Genomic DNA, 24,141 nt, shown 5'->3' on the forward strand with positions numbered 1-24,141 from the left:
GAGAATACTCCTTTTAAGAATATTCTCCATCACAATCAATCAATAAACCATCTATATTTTTCGTCTCCATGCAAAGCCGCATTTATACCAATTGCCATTTCTGTGGCATTTAGTGACCTGTCGAGGAAACTGTCTATATAGCTGTTCTTGTTAGCACCTGTCAGTAAATTGTAGAATTTCCACATTGATAATTCATTGCCAAAACTGCCAAAGTTATCATCACTTATATATGCTTTAGCAACACTGTTTATCTGTGTATCTGTCAGTAACATACGAGGCAGTGACTTTTGAAAACCTTGTGGCAATGATTGATAAAGCCGCATTTTGCCTAATAGTTGGCAGAATTGATGTTCTGTCATACAGGTATTGCCAAAAGACTGCATTAAATGTATGTGCTTGGCTGGGTTATACCTATGGAACATTTCTAATATGGCACGGTATAACTCATTTGTATTGGTTACTTCCAAACATGAAAGATAACCGTCTGTTGATACACATAAGTTCGTACACACTTTACAGGTAAAGCCTATGAATACCTTGAAACGCTCTGCGGTCTTCTTACTATATAAGTTCGTATGGTTATAAGCCCTAACTCCACCTATGGTAAGAGTTAACCTATTACCGTTCACAGTCTCGTAAATAGTAGGAATTTCAATCACAAAAGCACATCTTTCATAATAGATAGTCTTGTCACTCTCTAATAATTGATTGGCAGGCTTGTGAATTGCTTCGGGTATTCTTCCTTTAATAACATGAGATACCCTAATATCAGGTAGTTCAATCTGTTCACCTTGAAAGAATGTCCTTGCAGCGTCTTGCACCGTTTCAATGAATGAAACATGTGATAATGTAGCTTCATTATCTTTGGCGAATACAGGAATGATACAGTCACTCTTTAGATGTTCCAAAGTAGCCTCCATAGTATTGGCTTCAATGAACAAAGGTCTCTTTTCCCTTGTGGGCTGTTCTTCCATTACTAAAGTTGCATCTTCCGCATACTCACCCAAATTCAATGTTCTTCTGTTCTGTGGCAAATTGCCAATTACTAAATTTCTCATAACTAATTAATTTTTAAATGGTTTATAAATTGATGGAATGAAGAAATAGATATTTCATTTTTCTTCAAGTACTCTAGGGGGGTGTTAGAAAGTACTCTTCATTCTCTCTCGTAACTATTCTATTCATAAACCTATGAGAATTAACTATATATATACCTTAGTCTTTAAAGATGAGGGGAGGGGTATTTATATATAAGTACCTGTACTTTATCGTGCGTATTATCGTCCTGTTTTATATATGTGGAGGTAGTTACAGCCATTTCAGAACTGGCATCACCATAGAGCCATTGTTTAAGGAATGTATGCCATTCGTTTTTTTACCTAATTTTTTATTTGTAAATTTGTAATACTTTAGAAAACGAAAATGACATATCTTCAAATAGTCCACATCTTCCAATTATGACTAATGTTGAGGATAACTAATTTTTCTCTTGTAATCTTCCATAGATAAATTCATGCCATCAGATTAAAAATGAGCCATGCTATAAGCAACGGACTTATAGGGCTTTTTTCGTTTTGTACAATAGCGGTCAAAAGTGGGGCATTTAGGCGTGTGCCCCGCTTCCTGCCGCTTACTAATTTTCATTGTTATATGACCCATGTAGAAGTATATACCTATCAGGAACTGCGTGAAATAGCCTTACAGAACGGCATAAGGGACAATAAAGTCCATATCGGCGTATGGTTACAGACACAAGGCTATCAGAAACAGAGAGTACAGATTAACCACATAAGAAAAACATTTTATTTAAAATCCCATGATTGAGACAAGAATCCCAATAGCACCTGACACAAGTACCACCCTTACAGATGAAACAACAGAACACATTGTTAATCACAGGGTAACAATCAAAATAGACAGAGATTCTTTAAAAAAGAAATATGCAGAACTATACGAGCGACTGGCAAAAGTGGCGGAGAACTGTAACTTTACTCCGAAAAAGAGGCTTGTAAAAAAACAGGGGTACGGACATGTAAAAAAACAGGGTGTGCATACTAATAACTATATAGATAATAACTAATAAGCATAGACTTCTTGCGAAGTCTGCGTGACATATACACTCATATTTTTTCCAATGTATATAAATCGACTGACAAAAGAAACCTACCAGAACAGGAAAGAGGCTAAAATAGCCTTGGGAACTTCACTGTTCAATAAGTTATTCAAAGAAAAGATAATTCATTTTATTAATGACATGCCATCTGCCAACTATGGGATTCAGACTGATACCAGCGAGTAGAATGCTGGGGCTTGCAGCCAATGAAGCATACACCTATTTCTGTTTATTGATAAAGTCAGACTTCAATACATATATTTCACATGTAAAGCTCGATACGCTATCGGAACTTACAGGAATAAAAGAGACAGAATATATATCCAAACATATCAACACTTTAATTTCTAAAGATTTAATCCTTTATAAAGATAAGCAACGGCATCTTGGTAACAAGGGAGTTTTCGACACCTGCACTTACTATCTTTATAAACCAGAAAATGACTGGATTCGTATAGATACGGACTTATTGCAGGCGGACATATCCAACAAACTCAAAGGATTTCTCATCTTATTAAAGTGTCTATGCCTTAATAATACGAATTATACCGGATATAATAAATCAAAAATCAGTGAACTGCTCCATATCTCCCGACCGACTCTGAACGCTTATTTAAACCAGTGTATTGAAATAGGGTTGGTAAAAGAGAACGAAAAAGGCGGGTATGCAATTACAGATACACATCTGTTTAAAGTTGATGCAGTAAAGAATACACCGGACAGATTCTATTCTCCTGTCCGTGAATATTTGCAGCAACGGGGATTAATACCACCTGTTTACGAGAAAAAATATGTATGGAAGATGATGTATCATTTCAGTGGTATTCCTGACTATATGATTGCATCCTTAGAAAAGAAACATATTCCCCAAGGAACGAATTGTACTTGGGCGTATCTCGCAAAAATTCTAAAAGTGGATGTGGCAGAAAAGTCCCGTCAAGAGAAACGTTCCTTTATATTATAAATGTAAAATGCTTATAAAACAATGAAGTCCAACGTATAATGCGTTGAACTTCAGTTTTTAGTAAGTAAAGTATGTCTAAACTCTATTATTCAAGAGTGAGGGACATTTTTTGAACGGGGTCTATAAAAGTGTTTTTTGAGAAAAAATGTCCTCTTCCCCTTAATTCCATTTTTTCATGCCCTATTCTTTAGCAAAAAAAGTAATGCTGTCATCAAAGCTAATAATACAACTTTACAAATGTTTATAATGCAAAAATCCTATCAAGCTATAATCTGCAAAAAAAGTAACAAAAAAATATCGGCTGGCAGTCTTATTAAGGAGGACATTTTTCAAACAGGGTCTATAAAAGTGTTTTTTTCAGAAAAATGTCCTTGTCCTATATAATCTCACTAATCAGCAAATATCCCCTGTCTCCTTTGACCTTGCATTCGGAGGCAGTAAAAAAATCACTGATAGTTTTACCTGTAATGGCTTTGGGCGGATGTATCTCCAACAGTCCATAAATCCGAGTGATTTCTTCTTTTATAAATTTGCAGGAATACCTGTTGCCCACTTGGAAAGAATTCTTTATTAACTGAATGACTTCCGTTCCCGTTGCCTTCTCATTATATCGCTTCTGTATCATGGCTTCCGTTATCCTTTTCTTGGAATAATTCAACTGTTCAATCACGGCTTTACCCACTATATCATAAGCTTCAACGATAAAAGGGTCTGCTGCCATCAAGTCCTGTTTGTATTCCAGTTCCATTTCCGTGGCACATTCTCCAAGCATCTCCAACTGGCGGACAATTTCTTTGCGCTTGTCTTTAATGGATAAGGACTTGTTTTCCCTTTGCAGACGCTCCCCATCCCCCAAAGTACAATAAAATCCTTTCAGATAAGAGGTGAAAGAAGGACAATTGCGATACGCCTCATGGAAAGAACTCTCTTCGTGGTAGTAGTTCTTTATCAGTTCTTCATCCATGTAATTGTCTTTGGCAAACCAGTTCTCCTTTCCTTCCTTGTCCAGCATCCGGTTGAATGGCAAGCTTTCCAATGCTGCACGGTAAGCGTCACGGGATGCCCTGTCCGCAGCACAATCATAGAAGTTTTTCATGCTTTTATATATTTCCCCGCAACAGACAAGATATCCTTTTATTTCATCTTGGGTTCTTTGGGGCAATCCTTTATTTGTATTGCTGATATGGGAGATTGAAGACACCCCGTTCCGAAACCGTCCCACTATCTGGATGGTATCCGTATAAGGGTCTATCATCGTGTGTTCAGCAAAGAAAACATCGGTCAGTATGATTACATCAGGTTTCTCTTCCAGTTCAATATCCACCGCATTGAAGAAACGGCTTGTGAAGAAGTTGTACCTTTTCATTTTGTTTTTTTCCCATTGGTCGGAAGCATTCTTGAATTTATCCCTCTTTAGCTTCTCCACGCTTTTCGGGGCACAGAATACAGCCGACTGTTCCAACAAATCCAATTGTTTCATCAATGAATAGATTATGTCCGTTGAATTTATAAAGATGCAGACCTGCCTGTCTTCCAATTCTGGGAGTAGGTTCTTGAACGCTTGCAGGGTATTGTTCGTGTGGTACAGCCATATCTCCTTTTTATAATCGAAATCGGGCTGTATCTCTATTGTCTGGAAATGCTGTTCCTTGAAACGGGGGTCACTGAATTCTATCGGTGTAGCTGATACCAGTGCCTTGTTCTCAAACCGGAAGAAATCATTCAGAGGCAAAATGATGTCATTACGGTAATCCGCATCCTTTATCAGCTTATGGCATTCGTCAAACAGGAGGAAGCAATGGCTGTATATGTCCATTTCCAACTCTTCAAAGGCTGACTTTATTTTCGGAAAGCTTTCGGGCGTAGTCAGTATCTTATAATATGTCTTGGTGCTTCTTTCCAGATAGTTTATGACATCATCAGTGTATATGCCTTCATGCACTCCGAACAAATTGTCATTCTTATGCTTGGGGTCGCTGCATTTACCTGTGATAACGGGAACATTAGGCTCTATGATGATGGAATTGCGCTTTGCCTTGATTTCTCCATAAGTAGCACCAAGTCCGGTCAACTTCTTATAAAAGACTGTATTGGTAGGTATTTCGGGAAGAACTTCGGTAAGGTATTGTACCTTACCGAGTTCGTTCATACTGATTTTAATCTTTGTCATCGTCGTTACCATTGTCATCCACCATGTTGTCCATAGCATTTTCATACTCTTCCTGTCTTATTGCATCATAGTCAGGTGTTTCCTGCAATAAGTTACCGGGAGTATTGGCTTCCTGAACATACTTACTTAATTCATCAAATGGTTTAACTTTCACTATTGACATAATATAAAAAATTAATAGATTAATAAATAAGGGAAGGGATTGACCTTCCCCGTGAGTTATTCTTTTATGCAATCAAATCTCTTTCTATCAGATAATCCAGCAATTCAGTTGTCCTTGCCAAGCGGAAGAAGATTTTTCCTTTCAGATAAGACGCATATCCCTTGATATATTCACTTCTTTCACGGAACAAGGGAACGAACTGCAATCTTTTTTCATCGTATGCAGCCAACTGTCTGAATATTGCAAGCTGGAAATCCTTGTCTTCATCCTCTTCGAAAGCTGTCACATTGCAGGGATTGAAACCGAAGTCCTCGGTCTCTCCGGTCTGCAAATAAGTGCGCAGCCAATTCAGACCTTCTTGGTTTAATATCAGTTGGAAACCGGAAATCCTTTTTGATTCAATCCAAGCACAGGGAAAGTTATCCTTGTTAGTGTAGAATTTGACTGTCAACTGTTCGCCTCTTCTCATCATAACCTTTAATGCGTTCATTGCGCTTTCGTTGTCATACTGTGCTACCGCTTTCTTTACTTCAAAAATCAATTCCATAATTTTCTTTTTTAATTAGTTAAACATTACCAATCTCAAACGAGGTGCGCACCGTGTTCTTGATTATGATGCAAACTTACAGAGAAGTAGAAACGTATGAAATGAAGAAAAAAACATAAAGAATTCCCTTTTTTTATGTTTATTTCTTTATGTAAAAATACAGACGGTAACATATTGTTTATTAGCTATATATCTTTATTTATAATAGTTCTGCAATTAAAAACGGAATATTATTTCTTTTTATCTTATGTGCTTTACCAATAGGATTTCAAGTCTCCAATAGGGTTGTTGGGGGACATTTTACACATGGGGATTTTCCACCAGTTTGGGCGGACTTCATATTTCTGCAAATTTCTGATTGTGGCACGTAGATTCAGTATGTCGTTTTTGTTGCTGTCTTCATCAATCAACCCAAGATATATAAGAAGCTCCAGCATGAACTTCCCTTCATTATCTGTCAGAGCTTTACCTTTGGCTGCAAATGATGAATGACGCAACAGGTTATAGATGCTGAGGGTTACTGTATCAAGAATTGCATTTTCCCGCTTTCTGCCCCTTTTGCCAATGCTGGGATAATCTTTATCAAGTTCTCTTTCTGCTTCCTCCAAAGAAGGTGTGCCCAAGTATTTATCAAGATAGGGAGTTATCATGTTGAGAAACCAGCCATCATCGTTTGTAAGCTCTATCTTCTGCTTGTTGTATTCAATTGTGATGGTGTTATTCTTACTTTTCTTCCTCTCATGGAACATCTTGTACAGGTTCAACATGTCTGGACGAATGGAATAGCTGTACTTTACTTGCATAGGGTCAGCAACGTAATCCTCAAAGTCAAAGTAGCCGTTTGTCTGTGTATGCTTATAGTATATGCAGACAATTAGGAGAATTCCGTAGAAGACATCTTGGTCTTGTTGCTCAAAGGAGGGGTCTTCATTATTGCTGTATGAATTCCAAAGTTCCTCTATGCGTTCAGTTTTATAGTTGCCGCTTTCAAGCACGAGGTTCTTTCCAACGGTCATACTGAACTCATATCTTTCTTCATCTGTTCCATTGTTGGGATATGGAATGCTCTGTTCTTCTTTCTTTATGGATAAGTACAGGTCTTGCACTTCTGTTGGAAACTTCTTGCCAAGAAGATACACATCAGAAATGTAGTCCAGCTCATTATGCAGCATTGAACGGCTGAAACCTGCTTCATCAGTCAGCCATGATTCTATTCTTTTTATTGTGTTGATTGGTATTATCTGATATTCCATTATTTTTGTTTTTGTGTGTAAAGATATAAAAATACCACTTCACTGTAAAAATGAAATGGCATTTTTTTTAAAGAAGGTTCTGCATGGCGGCATCTATCTGTTCATTATCAAAATGGCTAAGATATATTTGTGTTGTTTTAATATCTTGATGTCCTAATGCTTCCGAAATAATACCTATATTAACTCCTGACTTCTTTAGAATAGTGGCGAATGAGTGCCTTGCAACGTATGTAGTGACTTCTGCATTGATGTTTAACTCTTTTGCAAATAAGCGTAATTCTTGGTTGACTTGATGGCAAATTTTATGTATGCGGTTATTCTTCTGCATAGGTGTAATATGCCGCTTATTATGCAGGATTGGAAATAGAAAACTTGTTTGTAAACAATAGTAGTTATATTTTTGGATAATCTCTAATGCTTTATCTGATAGTATAAGATTGATATTTCCATGTGTTTTCTGCCGTTGGTAAATAAGCCTTCCTTCTACTATGTTTTTACATGTAAGATTGGCTATATCCACGAAAGAGATTCCACCACATAGATAAGAGAATGAAAACAAGTCATGTGTTAGCTGTCGGAGTTCACTCTTACCACTGCAATCAGTGTTAATAATCTTTAGAATGTCTTCTTTTGATAGTGCTCGCTTAATCGTCTTGGTATTGAAACGGCTTAATTTGTATTCTATAAATGGATTTTTCTCTCTACTGACGATTTTAGCCTCAATTGCCTTGTTGAATGTTGCGCGTAACGTTCGAAACTGATAACTTAGAGTAGTATCTTTGTTACCTTTACTTCGTAACCAGTCTTCAAGTTTTTTACAGAATGCCACATCTATATGGCTGAAAGTGTAATCCAGCTTCTTGCCTTTATTGAAGTTCTTTAAAGTGTTATATGAGTTGAGATAGGCATAACTGTTGCCAATTTGCCCCTTTTCTCTCAGTTCATTAATTGTAAGTTGATAGAATTCTTCAACTGTTTTAGCTTTGATTTCATCATTAGTCTCGTTAATTAATGAAGTAGCTGTAAATTCTTCATCGTTAGCTTTCTTCTCTAATACCTTTTGTTGATACTCTAATTTAGCCTTAAGGATAATCTTTAGGATTAGGTCTTTATTAGGACAGTTGGACTTGGGGATATTTTTTTTAAAGTCCCAATGTTTCTCAGAGATTGATATATTCAAACTCTTGTACTTTATCTTTCTGTTCTGAGTGATTCTCAGCATAAGAGGATGCTCTCCATTAGATAAGGTTTTACTCTTGTAGCATATAATAGATATGGTAGTATTCATTGATGATATGGTTTAAACCTCAGTTTAAACATTTTGTTTAAACCCACGTTTAAACCGCATGATAGGCATGAGCATATATAAAAGCAAAAAGCATCGATAACCTTGCGATTATCAATGCTTTATCGGTAGTCGGGATGACAAGATTCGAACTTGCGACCACACGCCCCCCAGACGCGTACTCTACCGGGCTGAGCTACATCCCGAATTGCGGATGCAAAAGTAGTGCTTTATTTTTAAATAGCAAATATTTCCGTTGATTTTTGTTTTACTATTATCTTATTAGATAACGCATCTCTCTTATTCTTAATCTGTTATGGTGGAAAGTTTATTCTACTTTAGAATTAACCGAGGTGATGCTGTAACCTTTCATTTGATTATTACTAATGCGAATCGGTAGTTGAAATTCATTCATAATAGAAAAGAAAGGAATAAAGTTACGAGCTACAGGCTACAAGTAGCTGCGCTATGTTCCGAAAGGCACTTGTAGCTTGTAGCCTGTAGCTCGTAACTGATTTATATCCCTATAAAACTGCACTATCTTTTTGCGATTCTCCCATCAGTGGTTTCTTTTGCTTTTTCGGCATGAAACGGTTGTTCGTCTCATACAAGCTGTATTTTTTTCTCTATTATTCCTTTTCAGGACTAATCATTGAAACTTCTACCTCATTTTTCTGTTTGAACAGATCATCGGCAAACTTCTGAATATCTTTGGTTGTAATGCTGTTTACAATCTGTTCGTAGTCTTTTACAGGATTCATTCCGGTGAACAAATACTCATCGATGCTTCCCATCCAGTAGCCGTTTTCTTTCAGGTCTTCGGTATGCTTCTTCAACATGAACTCTTTTACCTTATTAAGATTGGTTTCAGATGGTCCTTCTTTGGCTATGTGTTCTATTTCCGCAAAGATGATTTTCATTAGTTTTTCCCGTTTAGAGGGTGCTGTGTCGAAAATTACTTGCAGTCCGGCTATCTCTTTAGGATATTTGGAGAGGTTACCACCTACGTATACGCTGTAAGTTCCGCCTTCATCTTCGCGTACTTTCTCTGTATAAACCAAGTCCATGACCTGGCCAGTCATATCCATCAGAATGGTATTTCTTAAATCATACTTGCATGTACCGATAAAGGAAACGAAATTAGAGGCTTTGGCTGTTTCCTGTTCACGGATGAACTCATTTTTGTAAACTCCTTTGCGATATTCTATTTTGTTATCTTTGAATGATTCCTTGCGGTTGATTGAAGGCAATGTTCCGAGATATTCGGCAATAAGCGGTTTCATCTCTTCAATATCTACATTACCAACAAAGATGAAGGTGAAATCGCTGGCATCTTTGAAACGATCCTGATACATTGCCAGTATCTTGTCATAATCCATCTTGTCGACCATATCGGACTTGACGCGTAGAGTACGGGGATGTCCCATTCGCAGAGCATACGTGACGCTGTCTCCGAATGCCGTCATGGGGTTCATTTCCTGGTTCAGCCAGGCTGCTTTGTTACGATTCTTGTAGGATGCGAAAGCATCATCGTCCCGGCGTGGTGCGGTAAATGTCAGATAGGTAAGCTGCATCATCGTCTCAAAGTCTTTTGGAGAGCAGTAACCATTGACGGACTCTGTCTTGTCACCGATGCCGTACCCCACAGAAGCTCTTTTACCTGCCAATACTTTTTCAAGTTCAACGGCGCTGAAGTTGCCCAAACCACCTACGGAGACGGCATCTAAACCATTGATGTTGATAATTTCCGAATCCGGAAACAGCGAACTTCCGCCCGGACTCACACCTTTCATGATAATCTCATCAGCTTTGAAGTCGGTCTTCTTGATGATTACTTTTACTCCGTTAGATAGTGTCAGCATGGTAGTGCCGAATACATCGTCCTTTTGTTCGGAAATGATTTTTCCTCCTTTCGGAGTTTCTCTCATCAGGGGCTCGTCTGATACTTTGTCGACGTATGGAGTCAGCTCCTCGGTTTTTACATCTTGCAGAATTTTCTTGATGGCATCTTCCGTCGGCATTTTTAGATTTTCTTTTTCGGGGCCGAAGATGGCGACCACCTGGTTGGTGTCCGTTACAAGTGTTTGCATCATCATGTTCAAAGGTTCTACGGGGATGCTCGGAGCTATCTGGCTGATGATGCCATATTCGTTTTCAATGCCCGGTATGGGTTCGTTATCAAGGAAGTGACGTACATATTCATTGATGTATTCATCGTTCTTGCGTTTGTCACGTTCGTTGTAGGCGGATTCCAAGTTGCGCAAATACTCGGCGCGGGCACGTTGGTATTCGCTCTCGGTGAAGCCGAACCGGCGGGCACGTTCCATTTCGCGAAGTAAGGTGGCGATACCACTTTCTACTGCATCTTCCTTGCAAACGACGATGCCGGTGAAGGCTTGTTTGGTTTTTGCAACGAAGAAGTCTCCGTCATAGCTTCCTGCGTAAATGTATGGAGGATTAGCTTCCTGAAGCAGTTCGTTTAATCGGGCATTCAGCATATTGCCAATAAGGTTGGTGGCATAGTTCTCCACCAGATATCCGATTTTGTCTTTCTCTGAGTCGGGAGTCGCCTTATGTTTGTTGAAGACGATGGCTTGAATATGAGGCTGTTCCTTATCCCGGGCAATAAGCACGATCGGCTCTTTGTTGTCATTTACCGGATAATACTCGCGTTTGGCAGCGTTGGGTTGTGCGGGGACATCGGCGAATAGTTTCTTGATCTGGACTTCGACGGCATCCACATCAATATCTCCTACCACAACGATACCTTGCAGGTCGGGGCGATACCATTTCTCATAATAATCCCTCAATGTTTGCGGTTTGAAGTTCATCACTACATCCATGGTTCCGATAGGAAAACAAGTGGCATACTTGGTTCCGGCAAACATGGCGGGGAGCAGTTTTTCCTGGAAACGCTGCATGGCGCTCATACGTGTACGCCATTCTTCGTTGATAACGCCACGTTCTTTATCAATTTCTTTCGGATCCAGGGTCAGATCGTTGCTCCAGTCGTGCAGAATCAGCAGACAGGAATCGACAGCACCCGGAGTATTGACAGGAACATTGGAAATGTTGTAAACGGTTTCGTCTACGGAAGTATAAGCATTCAGATTTTCACCGAATTTTACTCCGATACGTTCCAGATATTGTTTCAGGGCATCGCCTGGGAAATGAGTAGTCCCGTTGAAACACATATGTTCGAGGAAGTGGGCGAGGCCGCGCTGGTTTTCCTCTTCCTGTATGGAACCTACTTTTTGGGCGATATAGAAATCGGCACGGTTGGCAGGGAGATTGTTTTTGCGGAGATAGTAAGTCAAACCATTATCCAGTTTGCCGATACGTACATTCGGGTCAATGGGAATAGGAGGTTGCTGCTGCGCGAGAGCTTGTTGGAAGTTACAGCATACAATCAACGCTATAACCAATAAACTGTGGAATAAATGTTTCATATCTATGAAGATTAAAAAATGAATATTGTTCTATTTGTCTGGGAAAAGGGAAATGAATCACAAAGAAAAGACTTTTTTTGTATGGAAGATATTTTGTAATAACCTTTTTTTGTACAAAACGAAATTTATCAGAAAGTATCATACCATGAAGCTAAGTTTAGTTTGTCTTATTCAGCCTTAAATGAGGTACTTAATGCAAAGCGTCCGATAACTACAGAATTTGCTTTACTTTTGGAGGCAGCTTTAGGTATCAATGCAGATTTGCTTGTAAGAATGCAAACGGATTATAATATGCAAGTAGCACGTAGAAATAGTTCTTTGCTTGAGAGACTAAATAATATAAAGAAAATAGCTACTGTCTTTTAAGATAGAGTGCTTACGGGTAGAAGAGCGAGGTGTAAAGCCATATAACTTTCCCCCGCGCTCTTTTATTTTTTACAAGGTATCTGTCGATTCTTCTTTCAATTTATTCAGTAAGCTTTCTACGTTTTGAAAATGGTAATGTAAGATACCTTCCAATTGTTTCAGAAAACCTACATTGCTTGCCAGTTGCGTAATGAATTGTAGATGCAGACCGATTTCCCGGTTGGCTTGCAGAAGCGTTTTATGCGGGAGTGTGCTTTGCAGCATATAGATTCCACTGGCATCTTGTATTTCTGCAATGCCGTTTCCCCATTCGTGTGTGCCTATCAATCGTAGAACATGGATGAATTGTCTTAATTTGCGTTTCAGGCATTGCAAGCTTATATATTCCGAAGGCTCTTCGGCATACGTTATGTTCATAATGCCAATCAGTTGTAGATAGTACGCTTTCATGGCTTCTTCTGACGGGAAGCCCGTGCGTGGGTGCATTGCTGCGTTGGGTAATTCCTGAGCGGTTATCGGCTGAGTGTTGTTTTCCATAAATCGTTAAGTTTTAAAAGGTGAATAATTCGATTCATGGGAGAGGAGAAGAATTTAAAAAAGCAATCCCTGCCTGTCCCATTGTCGAACACTAAACCTATAGCCAGTATTTGGAGGTGCATTAACACTCCCCATGGGGGTACAGGGACCGCCATATAGGAGTGACGGGACGGACATAAAAATGCCCGCCACGGATTCTTGGCAGGTTTCCCTGCTATAGGTTTAAAAATATTCGACATCGCAAAGGTACAATAAAAAATGAAGTAGCCATGTAAAACGGTGAGGAAAATACGTTTATTATCCGGTTTACTTTATTAATAATGCGAATCAGAAGTTGAGATTCATTCATAGTGGTATAGAAATGAGTTTTCACCACAGAGTAACACAGAGTCTCACGGAGTTCTATTCTTTTGATTTCAAATTGATTAAACTCTGTGAGACTCCTTTAGATTTGCATTACTAAAACTTAGGGTTGAAATATTACCTTTGTAGTTAATAAGAGTTAACCAAGGGAAGCGGGTGACCTATTGTGAGATCTAGGCAGAAGCCCTATACACAGAACTAGTCCTGCCTCCCTTTTCAGTTGAATCGTCCCAATTAGAATTTTAGGTCGTTGGCCTATTAAAGGATTTAGTGAGTTCAACCTATGGTTAACTTCAAATAAGTAATGCGAAGTTATGAAAAAGAAATGGTTTATTGGCATTGACATCAGTAAAAAAACACTTGATGTTGTTATTTACGATCCCGCAAAGAAACATGCGGATGAGACAAACTACAAGCAAGTCTCGAATAATAAAACGGGTTATCAAGCATTGTTTGCCTGGATGAAGCAGAAGCGTATTTCTCCTAAACAGACTGTCATCTGCTTGGAGAATACAGGCATTTACAGCTATGATTTATGTCTGTTTTTAGAGTCATGTAAACAAGATTACAGTTCTTTCACTCCTCTGGATTTAAAGCGTTCTCTGGGGCTTGTCCGTGGAAAGAATGACCGTGTGGATGCCGAGCGGATAGCTTACTACGGTTACTTGCATCGGGATGAATTGACCTATTCCAAACTTTCCGGCAGTGCTGTCCTTATCTTGCGTGACTTGTCGTCCGAAAGGAAACGCCTGGTTAAGCATCTGACTGAAAACAAGGGATTTATCACGGACAGAAAAGACCGGGAGTCCACCTCTACGAGCAGGCGGGCAGAAGAAATGGTTAAGATTCTGGAAAAACAAATTCAAAGCGTAGAAGATGAGATGCACGGGATTGTCAGCTCTGATCCGACTATGAACTTAAACTATCAGCTTCTTAACAGCATTAAAGGGATTGGTAGTGTTAATGCCATCAATACAATCATACATACTAATAATTTCAAGGCATTTGAAACCGCACGGCAATATGCCTGTTATCTGGGTATTGCCCCTTTTGAACATTCTTCAGGAACCAGTGTGAAAGGGAAAACAAGGGTATGTGCTACGGGAGCCAGACTATTGAAAGCGGATCTATCGCAGGCTGCAAGATCGGCCGTTGTATGGGATAAGGAACTCAAAGAGTATTATGAAAGGAAAAGAAAAGAGGGAAAAGAACATGGAGTAGTGCTGAATGCGGTAAAGTTTAAACTTGTGTGCAGAATGTTTGCAGTAGTCAGAAGAGGGACACCCTTTGTTGATTTAATCACGTATAAAGAATAAACGAGCAGGGAAGCATTACGCTCCACTACTCGTTTGGTTTTATTAACAGTGTTTTTAGACCGAATTATTTGCTCAGGTCTTAGAATTCTGTGTCCTCTGTGGTGAACAGATTCATAACCTAACAGAAATGCACATATTCTCTCTACAGTTGTATTACACTCTTTTTGGTCTGTTTCTCCTGCTTCCCCCGTACCCGAACCGTATCAAGTCCGTATTATCTCCGTATCCTAACGCTTGGACTTGACACGGCCTTGGTACGGCTTTGATACGGACCGGGTACGGGGAAGGGCATGAGATTGGTTTATAAGTCGTAAAAAGAGGGCATCTATTTGGTTTACAGATGAGAAGTAATGAAATAAATTATTGCTTCCGGACATGTTGGAAACAGAATTTATGCTTACCTTTGTGCTAACTAGAAGACAAAAACAAAAGTTATGGAACAGAAAGATAAATATATACGTTTTGATTGGGCGGTGAAACGTTTGCTGCGTAATAAAGCCAACTTCGGCGTGCTCGAAGGCTTCCTCACCGTGTTGCTGGGTGAGCCTATCCGCATCGTCGAGATACTGGAAAGCGAGGGCAACCAGCAACGTGAAAGCGAGAAGTTCAACCGTGTGGACATCAAGGCGCGCAATAGCAAGGATGAAATCATCATCGTTGAAGTGCAGAATACGCGAGAAATATACTATCTGGAGCGCATCCTCTTCGGCGTTGCCAAGGCCATCACGGAGCATATCGAACTGGGAGAACTTTACTCCCAAGTGAAGAAGGTGTACTCCATCAGCATTCTCTATTTCGACATTGGCAAGGGGAACGATTACCTGTACCACGGTCAGAACTCCTTTGTGGGCGTACATACGGGCGATTTTCTGGAAGTCACCACCAAGGAGAAGGATGCCATCGTGCGAAAGTTGCCTGCCGAAATCTTTCCCGAATACTTCCTGATTCGTGTGAATGAGTTCAATAAGGTGGCCGTCACCCCGCTTGAGGAGTGGATAGAGTATCTGAAGACCGGTATCATCCGCCCCGATACGAAAGCTCCCGGACTGGAAGAGGCACGCCGCAAACTGATTTATTATAATATGGACAGGGCGGAACAACTGGCGTATGACGAGCATATCAATGCCGTGATGATTCAGAATGATGTGCTGAGTACGGCGGCGGAGGAAGGAAGAGAGGAAGGATGGCAGAAAGGTATGCAGGAGGGCAGACAAGAAGGCAGACAGGAAGGCAGACAGGAAGGTAGACAGGAAGGAAGACAAGAAGGGCTGGCAGAAGGGCTTGCAGAAGGGCTTGAACAAGGAAAGCAGGAGAAAAATATAGAGAATGCTCGTACGATGAAAGCCTTGAATATCTCCTCCGAGGTCATCCATCAGGTGACGGGTTTACCCATCAAAGACATAGAAGAATTATAAATAGCAAGATACTATTCATTTTCGTCTCGCCCGATTTTCGTTTTTTTGAGAAGCAGGCGGGACGTTCTGTTTTCCGACGTAGTTTTTTACAGATACCCTGGGTAGGTTCATGCCTCTGTCTCGAAGATGCAAGTCTTACAGGCTTAGGAAATACACGTTGGCAAATCATCATTTCATTCAAAACCGCTCCGATAATGAGTTGAATTAGATTCCTGATTTCCATTAACAATGCCGGAATAAAGGATCGATGAATAAAACTGATCTTCGGAAAGGTATGACTGCAAAAAAAACGCTACTCTGTTCTGAAACTTTAGAGAATCAATGTATTATAGTCTCTCTGAAAATCTTTATCTTTGCGGACAGTTTGAAAACAGAAGTGAATAATAATTGATACAATAACTTAAAACAACCAGAATCAAATGAAGCAGGATATGATTGTTATCCTTGACTTGGGTAGTCATGAGAATACGGTATTGGCTCGCGCCATCCGTGCGTTAGGTGTATATAGTGAGATCTATCCTCATGATATAACCGTTGAAGAACTGAAAAAGTTGTCCAATGTAAAGGGCATTATTATCAATGGTGGACCGTGTAACATAGTAGATGGCGTTGCCATCGATGTGAATCCTTCTATCTACGAGGCGGGAATTCCAGTGATGGCTGCCGGTCATGACAAAGCGACTTGTGCGGTGAAACTGCCACAGTTTACTGATGATATTGAAGCTATCAAAGCAGCTGTTAAGCCTTTCGTTTTCGAAACTTGCAAGGCCGAAGCTAATTGGAACATGACCAACTTCGTGAATGACCAGATTGAATTGGTACGTCGCCAGGTGGGTGACAGAAAAGTATTGCTGGCCCTTTCCGGTGGTGTTGACAGTTCCGTAGTGGCAGCTCTGTTGCTGAAAGCAATTGGCGACAATCTGGTATGCGTGCATGTAAATCACGGTCTGATGCGTAAAGGCGAATCCGAAGATGTAGTAGAAATGTTCGGTAATCAGCTGAAGGCGAATTTGATCTATGTAGACGTTACCGACCGCTTCCTTACTAAACTGGAAGGTGTGGAAGATCCCGAACAGAAACGCAAGATTATCGGCGGAGAGTTTATCCGCGTATTCGAAGAAGAAGCGCGTAAACTGGACGGTATCGACTTCTTAGGCCAGGGCACTATCTACCCTGATATTGTGGAAAGCGGAACGAAAACGGCCAAGATGGTGAAGTCTCACCACAACGTAGGCGGTCTGCCGGAAGATCTTCAGTTCGAACTTGTGGAACCGTTGCGTCAGCTTTTCAAAGACGAAGTACGTGCATGTGGTCTTGAACTGGGCTTGCCTTATGAAATGGTTTATCGTCAACCCTTCCCCGGTCCCGGTCTGGGTGTGCGTTGTCTGGGTGCTATCACACGCGATCGTTTGGAAGCTGTGCGCGAGTCCGATGCTATCCTGCGTGAAGAGTTCCAACTTGCCGGACTGGATAAGAAAGTGTGGCAATATTTCACCGTGGTACCCGACTTCAAGTCAGTTGGTGTGCGCGACAATGCCCGTTCTTTCGAATGGCCGGTTATCATCCGTGCTGTCAATACGATTGACGCAATGACCGCTACCATCGAGCAGGTAGAATGGCCTGTCCTGATGAAAATTACGGATCGTATCCTGAAAGAAGTAAAACATGTGAATCGTGTTTGCTACGATATGTCTCCGAAGCCTAACGCTACTATCGAATGGGAATAAAAGACTTTTTGCTAAATAGCTAGAGCATTAAGCCCTTTCGGATAGTTCATTTAAAGATACTTTCCGTATCTTTGCTATCTCTCTTACAAAAGGTGGTATCTTTTGCTGTAAAAGATGCCATCTTTTGTGTTATAAGATGCCACCTTTTGCTACAAAAGATGCCATCTTTTGCATGGAAGGAATAAGGGAAAGATATCAAAGGTAGTAATTAAAAACACGTAAAGACTATGGGAATGATTTACTTGGTAAGAAAGAAGCTCTTCCAGACTAAGGAAGGTGCAAAACAACTGTATTATGCCGTGCAACGTACACTGCAACCCAGAGGTGGGGTGACCGAAGACATACTGGCAAAACGAATCGCTCACCGGACAGGCAGGAGCGAAGGTGATGTAAAAGGAATATTGACCGACCTGCCTCACTTCATAGAAGAGGCCTTGAAGAATGGGGAGTCGGTATCCATCAAAGGACTGGGCTCTTTCCATATTGCGATAACCAGCGAGGGCTTTGAACACCCCGAAGACGTGATGCCGGGAACCGTGCGCATTTCGCGCGTTTACTTCACCGCTGACCGCGGATTGACCAGGGAATTAAGCCGGGAAATGAGATTTTTCCGCTATCCGCTGAGCAAATACTTCCCGGCAAGTATGCTAAGCAAGAAAGTTGTGGAAGCGGAGAAGAAGGCGGAACTGCAAGGAGAATTTCCGGAAGAAGACATAACTGAGAAACCCTAAAGAATACCCCTTCCACACTCTACCCCCTATGAATAAAGGGTTGCAGAAGTGTGGAAGGGGAAATAGTACAGGTGCACAGTGAGGTTATACCCCCATGCATTCCCGATAAAAATCGAACATTTCGTAAATGGTATCTTTGTCGGCACTCTGGTTGAGGCAGATGTCTCCGACTTCTTTCAATAGAGTGAAGTTGATGACGCCGGCAGTGTTCTTCTTGTCATGCTTCATCAGCTCATAAAGTTGGTCGTACTGTTTGCAATTGAAGGCAAAGCCACCGTAGTTCTCTTTGATGAACTGAATGGTCTGGCGCATTTTCTCTTTCGGAAAACCTACCTTTATATAAGAAAGGTATAGCTCGCAGACAATTCCCCAAGCAACAGCATAACCATGTAATACGGGGCGACCTTCGGCAAGAGCCAGACTTTCGAAGGCATGACCTACGGTATGTCCCAGGTTCAGCGCCTTGCGGATGCCGTGTTCCAGAGGATCTTGTTCCACGATATCCTCTTTTACTTGTACGGAACGGCCCACCATTGATTTCAGTGCAACGTAATCTATCTTGTCCGTATCGAAAGCCAATAATTCGGCAAGGTGCTCCGGGGTACTGATAAGACCGTGCTTCAACATCTCGGCATAACCGGAGAAGAAGTTGTGGGCATCGAGGCTGCGCAGGAACTCCGTTTCAAGAAGTACACTGGCGGCAGGTGCGAAAACACCGATTTCGTTCTTCAACCCGTTGAAGTTGATACCCGTTTTGCCTCCTACGGAAGCATCCACCATGGCCAGCAGGGTGGTGGGGATATTGATATAGGCAATGCCCCGCTTGAAGGTAGAAGCGGCGAAGCCACCCAGATCGGTCACCATGCCGCCACCCAGGTTAATCAGTAATGAATGGCGTGTAGCTCCCTGTTCGCTCAGAGCTTGCCAAACGGAAGCCAGAGTTTCCAGATTCTTGTGCACATCTTCGGCACCGATAACGATTTCGGTAGCTTCTTTCAGTGCCGGAATGTCATTGAGTTGCGGCAGACAGAGACGGTGGGTATGCTCGTCGGTCAATATGAAGAGCTTGTCATGGGGACAATTCCCGATGGCGTTTGCCAGGCTGCTTTCCAGTTTCTCGCAAAGGATTACTTCTTGTTTACTCATCTGATTAATTACAAATTACGAATTATAAATTACTGATTGTGGATTCTAAATTATGAAAGAGATGGATACCTTCTTTGTTAATTGTGGTACAAAGATAGCTCTTTTGGCAATAAAACGTTATCTTTGCCCATCGAAAATCGATGGGCTGACATGATGTTTCTGCCATCTGCCCCCCACAATCTATAATTTATAATTAGTAATTCATAATTCGTAATTTTAAAATGAGAGCATTACTACCGGTTTATTGTCGTCTATTAGGATATTTTGTGATAGCTTTGGCACTGTTTCTTCCGTTCCTGATGTTGATGCTGGGGAAAATGACGGATTCCAACCTCTTGTTTTATAAAGAATGTTCTAAGCTGCTGATGATGCTTGGCGCATTGATGATTCTGTTTGCCTACACCAAGAACGAGAATAAGGAAACTGAGCAGGTCCGTAATAGGGCTACACGTAATGCCATGTTCCTGACCGTATTATTCATCTTTGGCGGTATGCTCTATCGCCTGGCGAAAGGAGACATCATGAGTGTGGATACTTCCTCTTTTCTGATCTTTCTGATACTGAATGTTCTTTGCCTGGAATTTGGTATAAAAAAAGCGGCAGTTGATAGATTGTTTAAGCGAGATCGTCGATAATTAGAATATTTTATTTAAACCTCATTAAACTTTTCCATTGAAAGCTTGTCAAATGAAACAGTATAAAAACAGACATTTTGTTTCATAAAAAACAGGCGCATGAAAAAAGTAATCATCGGAACAGTGTTATTGTTGACAACCGCACTTTCCGCTTTCTCACAGACTAAGAACATTACCGTAGCGGGGCGTGTCATCGAGGATGACACGAAAGAGCCCGCAGTACAAGCCACAGTACAGTTACTTTCGTTACCGGACAGTGCATTTGCGGCGGGTATCGCCACTACAGCACAGGGATATTTCACCCTACCCAAAGTGAAGGCCGGGAAATATGTATTGAAAGTTTCCTATATCGGTTTCCAACCTACAGTGCTTCCTTTGCAACTGTCGGCTCAAAATCTCAATAAGAATGTAGGTACGCTGGCTCTGAAGACAGATGCCGTGATGCTGGCAGAAGCGGTGATTACCGCAGAAGCTCCGCAGGTCACCGTTAGCGAAGATACCTTGATGTACAATTCCAGTGCTTACCGCACACCGGAAGGGGCCATGCTGGAAGAGCTGGTGAAGAAACTCCCCGGTGCCGAAATTGATGATGACGGTAACGTGAAAATCAATGGTAAGGAGTTGAAAAAGATCATGGTAGATGGAAAGGAATTCTTTGGTGGAGACGTGAAAACGGGCTTGAAGAACTTGCCGGTGGAGATGATCGATAAGCTGAAAACGTATGACAAGCAGTCGGACCTGGCACGTATCACGGGTATTGATGACGGCGAGGAAGAAACCGTGCTTGACTTGACGGTGAAGAAAGGTATGAACCGTGGATGGTTTGGTAATGTGGATGCGGCCGTGGGTACTGAAGACCGCTACGCAGCCCGTTTAAATGTAAATCATTTTGTGGATAAGACACAGGTAACCGTCATTGGTTCTACCAATAACGTGAACAACCAGGGCTTTTCAGGTGGTGGAGGTGGTCCCCGCTGGCGTCGTAACAATGGTTTGAACGCGCCTAAAGAATTGGGTATCAGTTTTGCCACAGAGAATAAGAAGATAGAACTGGGAGGTAGTGCCCAATATAATTATAATGACGCTGATATCTCTAATATCAACTCGTCCGAGCGTTTCTTGCAGAATGGTAATTCATATTCCAACTCCAACTCGATCAACCGGAACAAGAATTCTACATTCAGAGCCGATTTCCGTATGGAGTGGAAGCCGGATTCAATGACGAATATCATTTTCCGCCCGAACTTCTCTTATGGTAAGACGGATAATGTTTCGAGCTCATTGTCGGGAACCTTTAATGCTGACCCGTTCAGTTTGGTTGCTAACCCGAATGATTATCTTGATTTTGATGCAATAAGTAGCGTAGACCCGTTGAAAGACATACGTGTAAATGCTACAAACAGCGGTACGCTTTCCGACAGCAAGAGCATTTCGACAGATGCAACTTTGCAGATTAACCGTAAGCTGAATGATAAAGGACGTAACATTACATTCCGCGGACGCTTCGGCTATGGCGATAATGACAATAATCAGTACACGGAATCTACGACACGTTACTATCAGATTCCTACGAACCCGGACTCTACTTTGATTCGTAATCAGTATATCACTACTCCGACCAATAACTATAATTATAGTGCACAAATTACGTATAGCGAACCGATTGCACGGGCCACTTTCCTGCAATTCAGCTATCAGTTCCAGTATAAATACAGCGAGAGTGACAAGACGACTTATGATTTGTATCAGATTAGTCCGGAGTGGGGAATTGGCGAACCGTTGCCTACCGGTTACGAGAACCATGCAGTGGATAGCTTAGGTAAATATGCCGAATACAGATACTATAATCATGATGCATCCGTATCGCTGCGTTTCATTCGTGAAAAGTATCAGTTGAGTGCAGGTATATCTTTCCAACCACAGAGTTCCAAGCTTTCTTATAAGAAAGGAAATTATATGATCGATACGACGCGTTCCGTATTCAATTTTGCTCCGAATGTCGATTTCCGTTATCGCTTCTCCAAGGTAAGCCAGTTGCGCTTTAACTATCGCGGACGTACCGGTCAGCCGAGTATGGAAAACCTGTTGCCGATTGTGGACAACTCCAATCCGTTGAATATCCGTGTTGGTAACCCGGGCTTGAAGCCTTCTTTCACGCACTCTATGCGTTTGTTCTACAATACGTATAATGCAGAACTTCAACGGGGTATCATGACGCATGCCAGTTTCTCGGCTACGCAGAACAGCATCAGTAACAGTACCGAATACAATGAACAGACCGGTGGACGAACCACAACGCCGAAGAATATCAATGGTAACTGGAGCGCATTCGGTATGTTCGGATTCAATACGGCACTGAAGAATAAGAAGTATACCATCAATTCATTCTCTAATATCAATTATCAGAATAATGTGGCGTATCTGTACAATCAGGAAACTAAAGTTGATGATAAGAATACGACAACGGGCTTGACACTGAGTGAACGTCTGAATGGCGCTTACCGCAATGATTGGTTCGAATTCGGTTTGAACGGTTCTATTTCTTACACTGCCGAGCGTAATAAACTGCGTCCGGACAATAACCAGGAACCTTACACTTTCTCTTATGGTGCCAATACTCAGTTGATGGCTCCGTGGAACATGACTTTCACTACCAATATCGCCAATCAGAGCCGTCGTGGTTATACGGATTCAAGTATGAACCGTAATGAGCTGATCTGGAATGCACAACTCTCGCAGACTTTCCTGAAAGGTGCGGCAACGATAAGTTTTGAAATGTACGATATCCTGAAACAACAAAGTAACATTAGCCGTTCATTGACGGCAGATGGTCGTTCGGTTTCGGAGTACAATGGTGTTAACAGCTACTGTATGGTGCACTTTATCTATCGCCTGAATATCTTTGGTAACAAGGCTGCCCGTGAGAAGATGGGTAGAGGTGGATTTGGTGGCCCCGGTGGTCCTGGTGGACCTGGTGGACGTCCCGGTGGATTTGGCGGACGCCGTTTTTAAAGTAAACTGACCAGTTATTATTATAAGTTTCCCCTTCCATTCGCTTTCGCTGAAAGAGATGGAAGGGGATTCTGTTATTAGCGTTTCCCTACACTAAAGCAAAAGCCTACATGGAATTCTATTCCTATGTTGTGAGGGGAGACAAGTGTCTGGTTTTCTTGAATAGAATATTTGAAAAGATCTTTAGGGAATTCTTTATCAATGGGAAGAAAGCCATATTCGGCACCGATGCCGGCAAAAAAACTTTTGTATTTGAAATCTACTCCGAGGCTTAAACCGATGTCCAGACGTTTCAGCCCATCGTTTTTTTCAAAGGTCTTATGCGTTGCTTCACCATTTACCAATGTGGCGCCATTGCCTTCACTGGGCGTGATAAAGTCATCATCATCAAGTCTTTCCTTAGTGGCAAGCACCCAGTTCACTTTGCTTTTTCCGCCAATTCCATAGGCAATGTATGGACCGCCACTGAATTGCAACCCACAGTTATTATTCAAAGGCAGATATGCGGCTACTTTGATGGGAACTTGTAAATAGATTCCGTTTATTTTAGAATCAATCCCCAATGCCATGTAGATTTGTTTGCCTTCCTCATTAGTGCCAAGGGCTGTTATTCCTTCGTCAACAGAATAGCTTCTGTTAAGGAATTGTAGTCCGGTTTGCATGGACCAAGTTTTGTCAATAGGGAATTCTACGCCGACTCCGAAACGGTAACCAAAGTTAGCATTGTAATTTTCATTCTTGGTGATGCCGGTCAATCCGGTTCCACCTTGTACACTGATTTTTACTTGCGAATGACAGATAGTAGTTGACAAGCCCAGCACGAGGGCGATTAAAAGATGTTTTTTCATATTTCATAGTATTAGTGTGTAATTACGCAAATATATGTAAATACTTTAAAGACAATCTCTTTTTTCTTATAAAAAAACAGGAATTCTTTTATTTTCTCTAT

20 protein-coding genes, 1 tRNA gene and 1 pseudogene are annotated in these 24,141 nt (G+C 41.2%); 11 read left to right on the forward strand and 11 right to left on the reverse strand.

Going from position 1 to position 24,141, the window contains the following annotated elements; genetic code table 11:
• Nucleotides 1–35: 35 nt before the first annotated feature.
• Nucleotides 36–1,058 carry a DUF3871 family protein gene (locus tag K6V21_RS10420; RefSeq protein WP_224321722.1) on the reverse strand — a complete coding sequence of 341 codons (1,023 nt, stop codon included), beginning with the start codon at nt 1,056–1,058 and terminating at the stop codon, nt 36–38.
• A 592-nt stretch (nt 1,059–1,650) separates the two neighbouring features.
• Between K6V21_RS10420 and K6V21_RS10425 the strand changes: the two genes are divergently transcribed.
• Genes K6V21_RS10425 through K6V21_RS10440 form a run of 4 tightly spaced genes read left to right on the forward strand, consistent with a single transcriptional unit; the run spans nt 1,651 to nt 3,077 of the window.
• Entirely contained in the window at nt 1,651–1,824 is a 174-nt protein-coding gene (locus K6V21_RS10425; RefSeq protein ID WP_224321723.1) for a hypothetical protein, read from the forward strand.
• Nucleotides 1,817–2,080, forward strand: coding sequence for a hypothetical protein (locus tag K6V21_RS10430; protein WP_118421112.1), 264 nt, complete (start codon nt 1,817–1,819; stop codon nt 2,078–2,080). The genes K6V21_RS10425 and K6V21_RS10430 overlap by 8 nt, the downstream gene beginning before the upstream one ends.
• 54 nt (nt 2,081–2,134) lie before the next feature.
• Nucleotides 2,135–2,299, forward strand: a complete 165-nt coding sequence (locus K6V21_RS10435; RefSeq protein ID WP_224321724.1) for a hypothetical protein — start codon at nt 2,135–2,137, stop codon at nt 2,297–2,299.
• Nucleotide 2,300: 1 nt separating this feature from the next.
• Nucleotides 2,301–3,077: a hypothetical protein gene (locus tag K6V21_RS10440; RefSeq protein ID WP_224321725.1), complete on the forward strand. Its 777-nt coding sequence runs from the start codon at nt 2,301–2,303 to the stop codon at nt 3,075–3,077.
• Nucleotides 3,078–3,453: 376 nt separating this feature from the next.
• Here K6V21_RS10440 and K6V21_RS10445 read toward each other — a convergent pair whose 3' ends face one another.
• From K6V21_RS10445 to K6V21_RS10475, 7 genes are all read right to left on the reverse strand, one after another.
• Nucleotides 3,454–5,247, reverse strand: coding sequence for a DEAD/DEAH box helicase family protein (locus tag K6V21_RS10445; RefSeq protein ID WP_224321726.1), 1,794 nt, complete (start codon nt 5,245–5,247; stop codon nt 3,454–3,456).
• Entirely contained in the window at nt 5,234–5,410 is a 177-nt protein-coding gene (locus K6V21_RS10450; protein ID WP_224321727.1) for a calmodulin, read from the reverse strand. Before K6V21_RS10450 ends, K6V21_RS10445 begins: the two co-directional genes overlap by 14 nt.
• A gap of 64 nt (nt 5,411–5,474) precedes the next feature.
• Nucleotides 5,475–5,957 carry a hypothetical protein gene (locus K6V21_RS10455; protein WP_224321728.1) on the reverse strand — a complete coding sequence of 161 codons (483 nt, stop codon included), beginning with the start codon at nt 5,955–5,957 and terminating at the stop codon, nt 5,475–5,477.
• 254 nt (nt 5,958–6,211) lie between these two features.
• Nucleotides 6,212–7,210, reverse strand: coding sequence for a hypothetical protein (locus K6V21_RS10460; protein WP_224321729.1), 999 nt, complete (start codon nt 7,208–7,210; stop codon nt 6,212–6,214).
• 67 nt (nt 7,211–7,277) lie between these two features.
• A complete protein-coding gene (locus tag K6V21_RS10465) occupies nt 7,278–8,498 on the reverse strand; it encodes a site-specific integrase (RefSeq protein WP_224321730.1) in 1,221 nt (406 codons plus the stop codon).
• 129 nt (nt 8,499–8,627) lie between these two features.
• A tRNA-Pro gene (locus tag K6V21_RS10470) sits at nt 8,628–8,701 on the reverse strand.
• A 423-nt stretch (nt 8,702–9,124) separates the two neighbouring features.
• Nucleotides 9,125–11,944: a M16 family metallopeptidase gene (locus tag K6V21_RS10475; RefSeq protein ID WP_224321731.1), complete on the reverse strand. Its 2,820-nt coding sequence runs from the start codon at nt 11,942–11,944 to the stop codon at nt 9,125–9,127.
• A 153-nt stretch (nt 11,945–12,097) separates the two neighbouring features.
• On the opposite strand from K6V21_RS10475, the pseudogene K6V21_RS26735 reads away from it, so the two are divergent.
• Nucleotides 12,098–12,310 (forward strand): annotated as a pseudogene (locus K6V21_RS26735) (transcriptional regulator); the annotation flags it as partial.
• A 69-nt stretch (nt 12,311–12,379) separates the two neighbouring features.
• On the opposite strand, the gene K6V21_RS10480 reads toward K6V21_RS26735, so the two are convergent.
• Nucleotides 12,380–12,847, reverse strand: coding sequence for a hypothetical protein (locus K6V21_RS10480; protein ID WP_224321732.1), 468 nt, complete (start codon nt 12,845–12,847; stop codon nt 12,380–12,382).
• A gap of 677 nt (nt 12,848–13,524) precedes the next feature.
• Here K6V21_RS10480 and K6V21_RS10485 point away from each other — a divergent pair.
• The 4 genes from K6V21_RS10485 to K6V21_RS10500 all read left to right on the forward strand — a co-directional run bounded on the left by K6V21_RS10485 (nt 13,525) and on the right by K6V21_RS10500 (nt 18,399).
• A complete protein-coding gene (locus K6V21_RS10485) occupies nt 13,525–14,526 on the forward strand; it encodes an IS110 family transposase (protein WP_224318936.1) in 1,002 nt (333 codons plus the stop codon).
• Nucleotides 14,527–14,960: 434 nt separating this feature from the next.
• On the forward strand, nt 14,961–15,941 hold the full coding sequence (locus K6V21_RS10490) for an Rpn family recombination-promoting nuclease/putative transposase (RefSeq protein WP_224321733.1): 981 nt from the start codon (nt 14,961–14,963) through the stop codon (nt 15,939–15,941).
• Between the two features lie 419 nt (nt 15,942–16,360).
• The gene (guaA, locus tag K6V21_RS10495) at nt 16,361–17,668 is read left to right on the forward strand and encodes a glutamine-hydrolyzing GMP synthase (RefSeq protein ID WP_044262509.1); all 1,308 of its coding nucleotides are present in this window, start codon (nt 16,361–16,363) and stop codon (nt 17,666–17,668) included.
• Between the two features lie 227 nt (nt 17,669–17,895).
• Entirely contained in the window at nt 17,896–18,399 is a 504-nt protein-coding gene (locus K6V21_RS10500) for an HU family DNA-binding protein (RefSeq protein ID WP_044262508.1), read from the forward strand.
• An 84-nt stretch (nt 18,400–18,483) separates the two neighbouring features.
• Here the strand turns inward: K6V21_RS10500 and aroB are convergent, their stop codons facing one another.
• Entirely contained in the window at nt 18,484–19,545 is a 1,062-nt protein-coding gene (gene aroB, locus K6V21_RS10505; protein ID WP_224321734.1) for a 3-dehydroquinate synthase, read from the reverse strand.
• Between the two features lie 221 nt (nt 19,546–19,766).
• Here aroB and K6V21_RS10510 point away from each other — a divergent pair, with 221 nt between their 5' ends.
• Complete coding sequence (locus K6V21_RS10510) at nt 19,767–20,180, forward strand: hypothetical protein (RefSeq protein WP_044262504.1); 414 nt, start codon at nt 19,767–19,769, stop codon at nt 20,178–20,180.
• 99 nt (nt 20,181–20,279) lie between these two features.
• Complete coding sequence (locus K6V21_RS10515; RefSeq protein WP_224321735.1) at nt 20,280–23,192, forward strand: TonB-dependent receptor; 2,913 nt, start codon at nt 20,280–20,282, stop codon at nt 23,190–23,192.
• Between the two features lie 77 nt (nt 23,193–23,269).
• On the opposite strand, the gene K6V21_RS10520 is transcribed toward K6V21_RS10515, so the two are convergent.
• Nucleotides 23,270–24,040, reverse strand: a complete 771-nt coding sequence (locus tag K6V21_RS10520; protein WP_224321736.1) for a porin family protein — start codon at nt 24,038–24,040, stop codon at nt 23,270–23,272.
• Nucleotides 24,041–24,141 lie beyond the last annotated feature (101 nt).

Origin of the sequence: Bacteroides cellulosilyticus (assembly GCF_020091405.1) — a bacterium.
Lineage (GTDB): Bacteria > Bacteroidota > Bacteroidia > Bacteroidales > Bacteroidaceae > Bacteroides.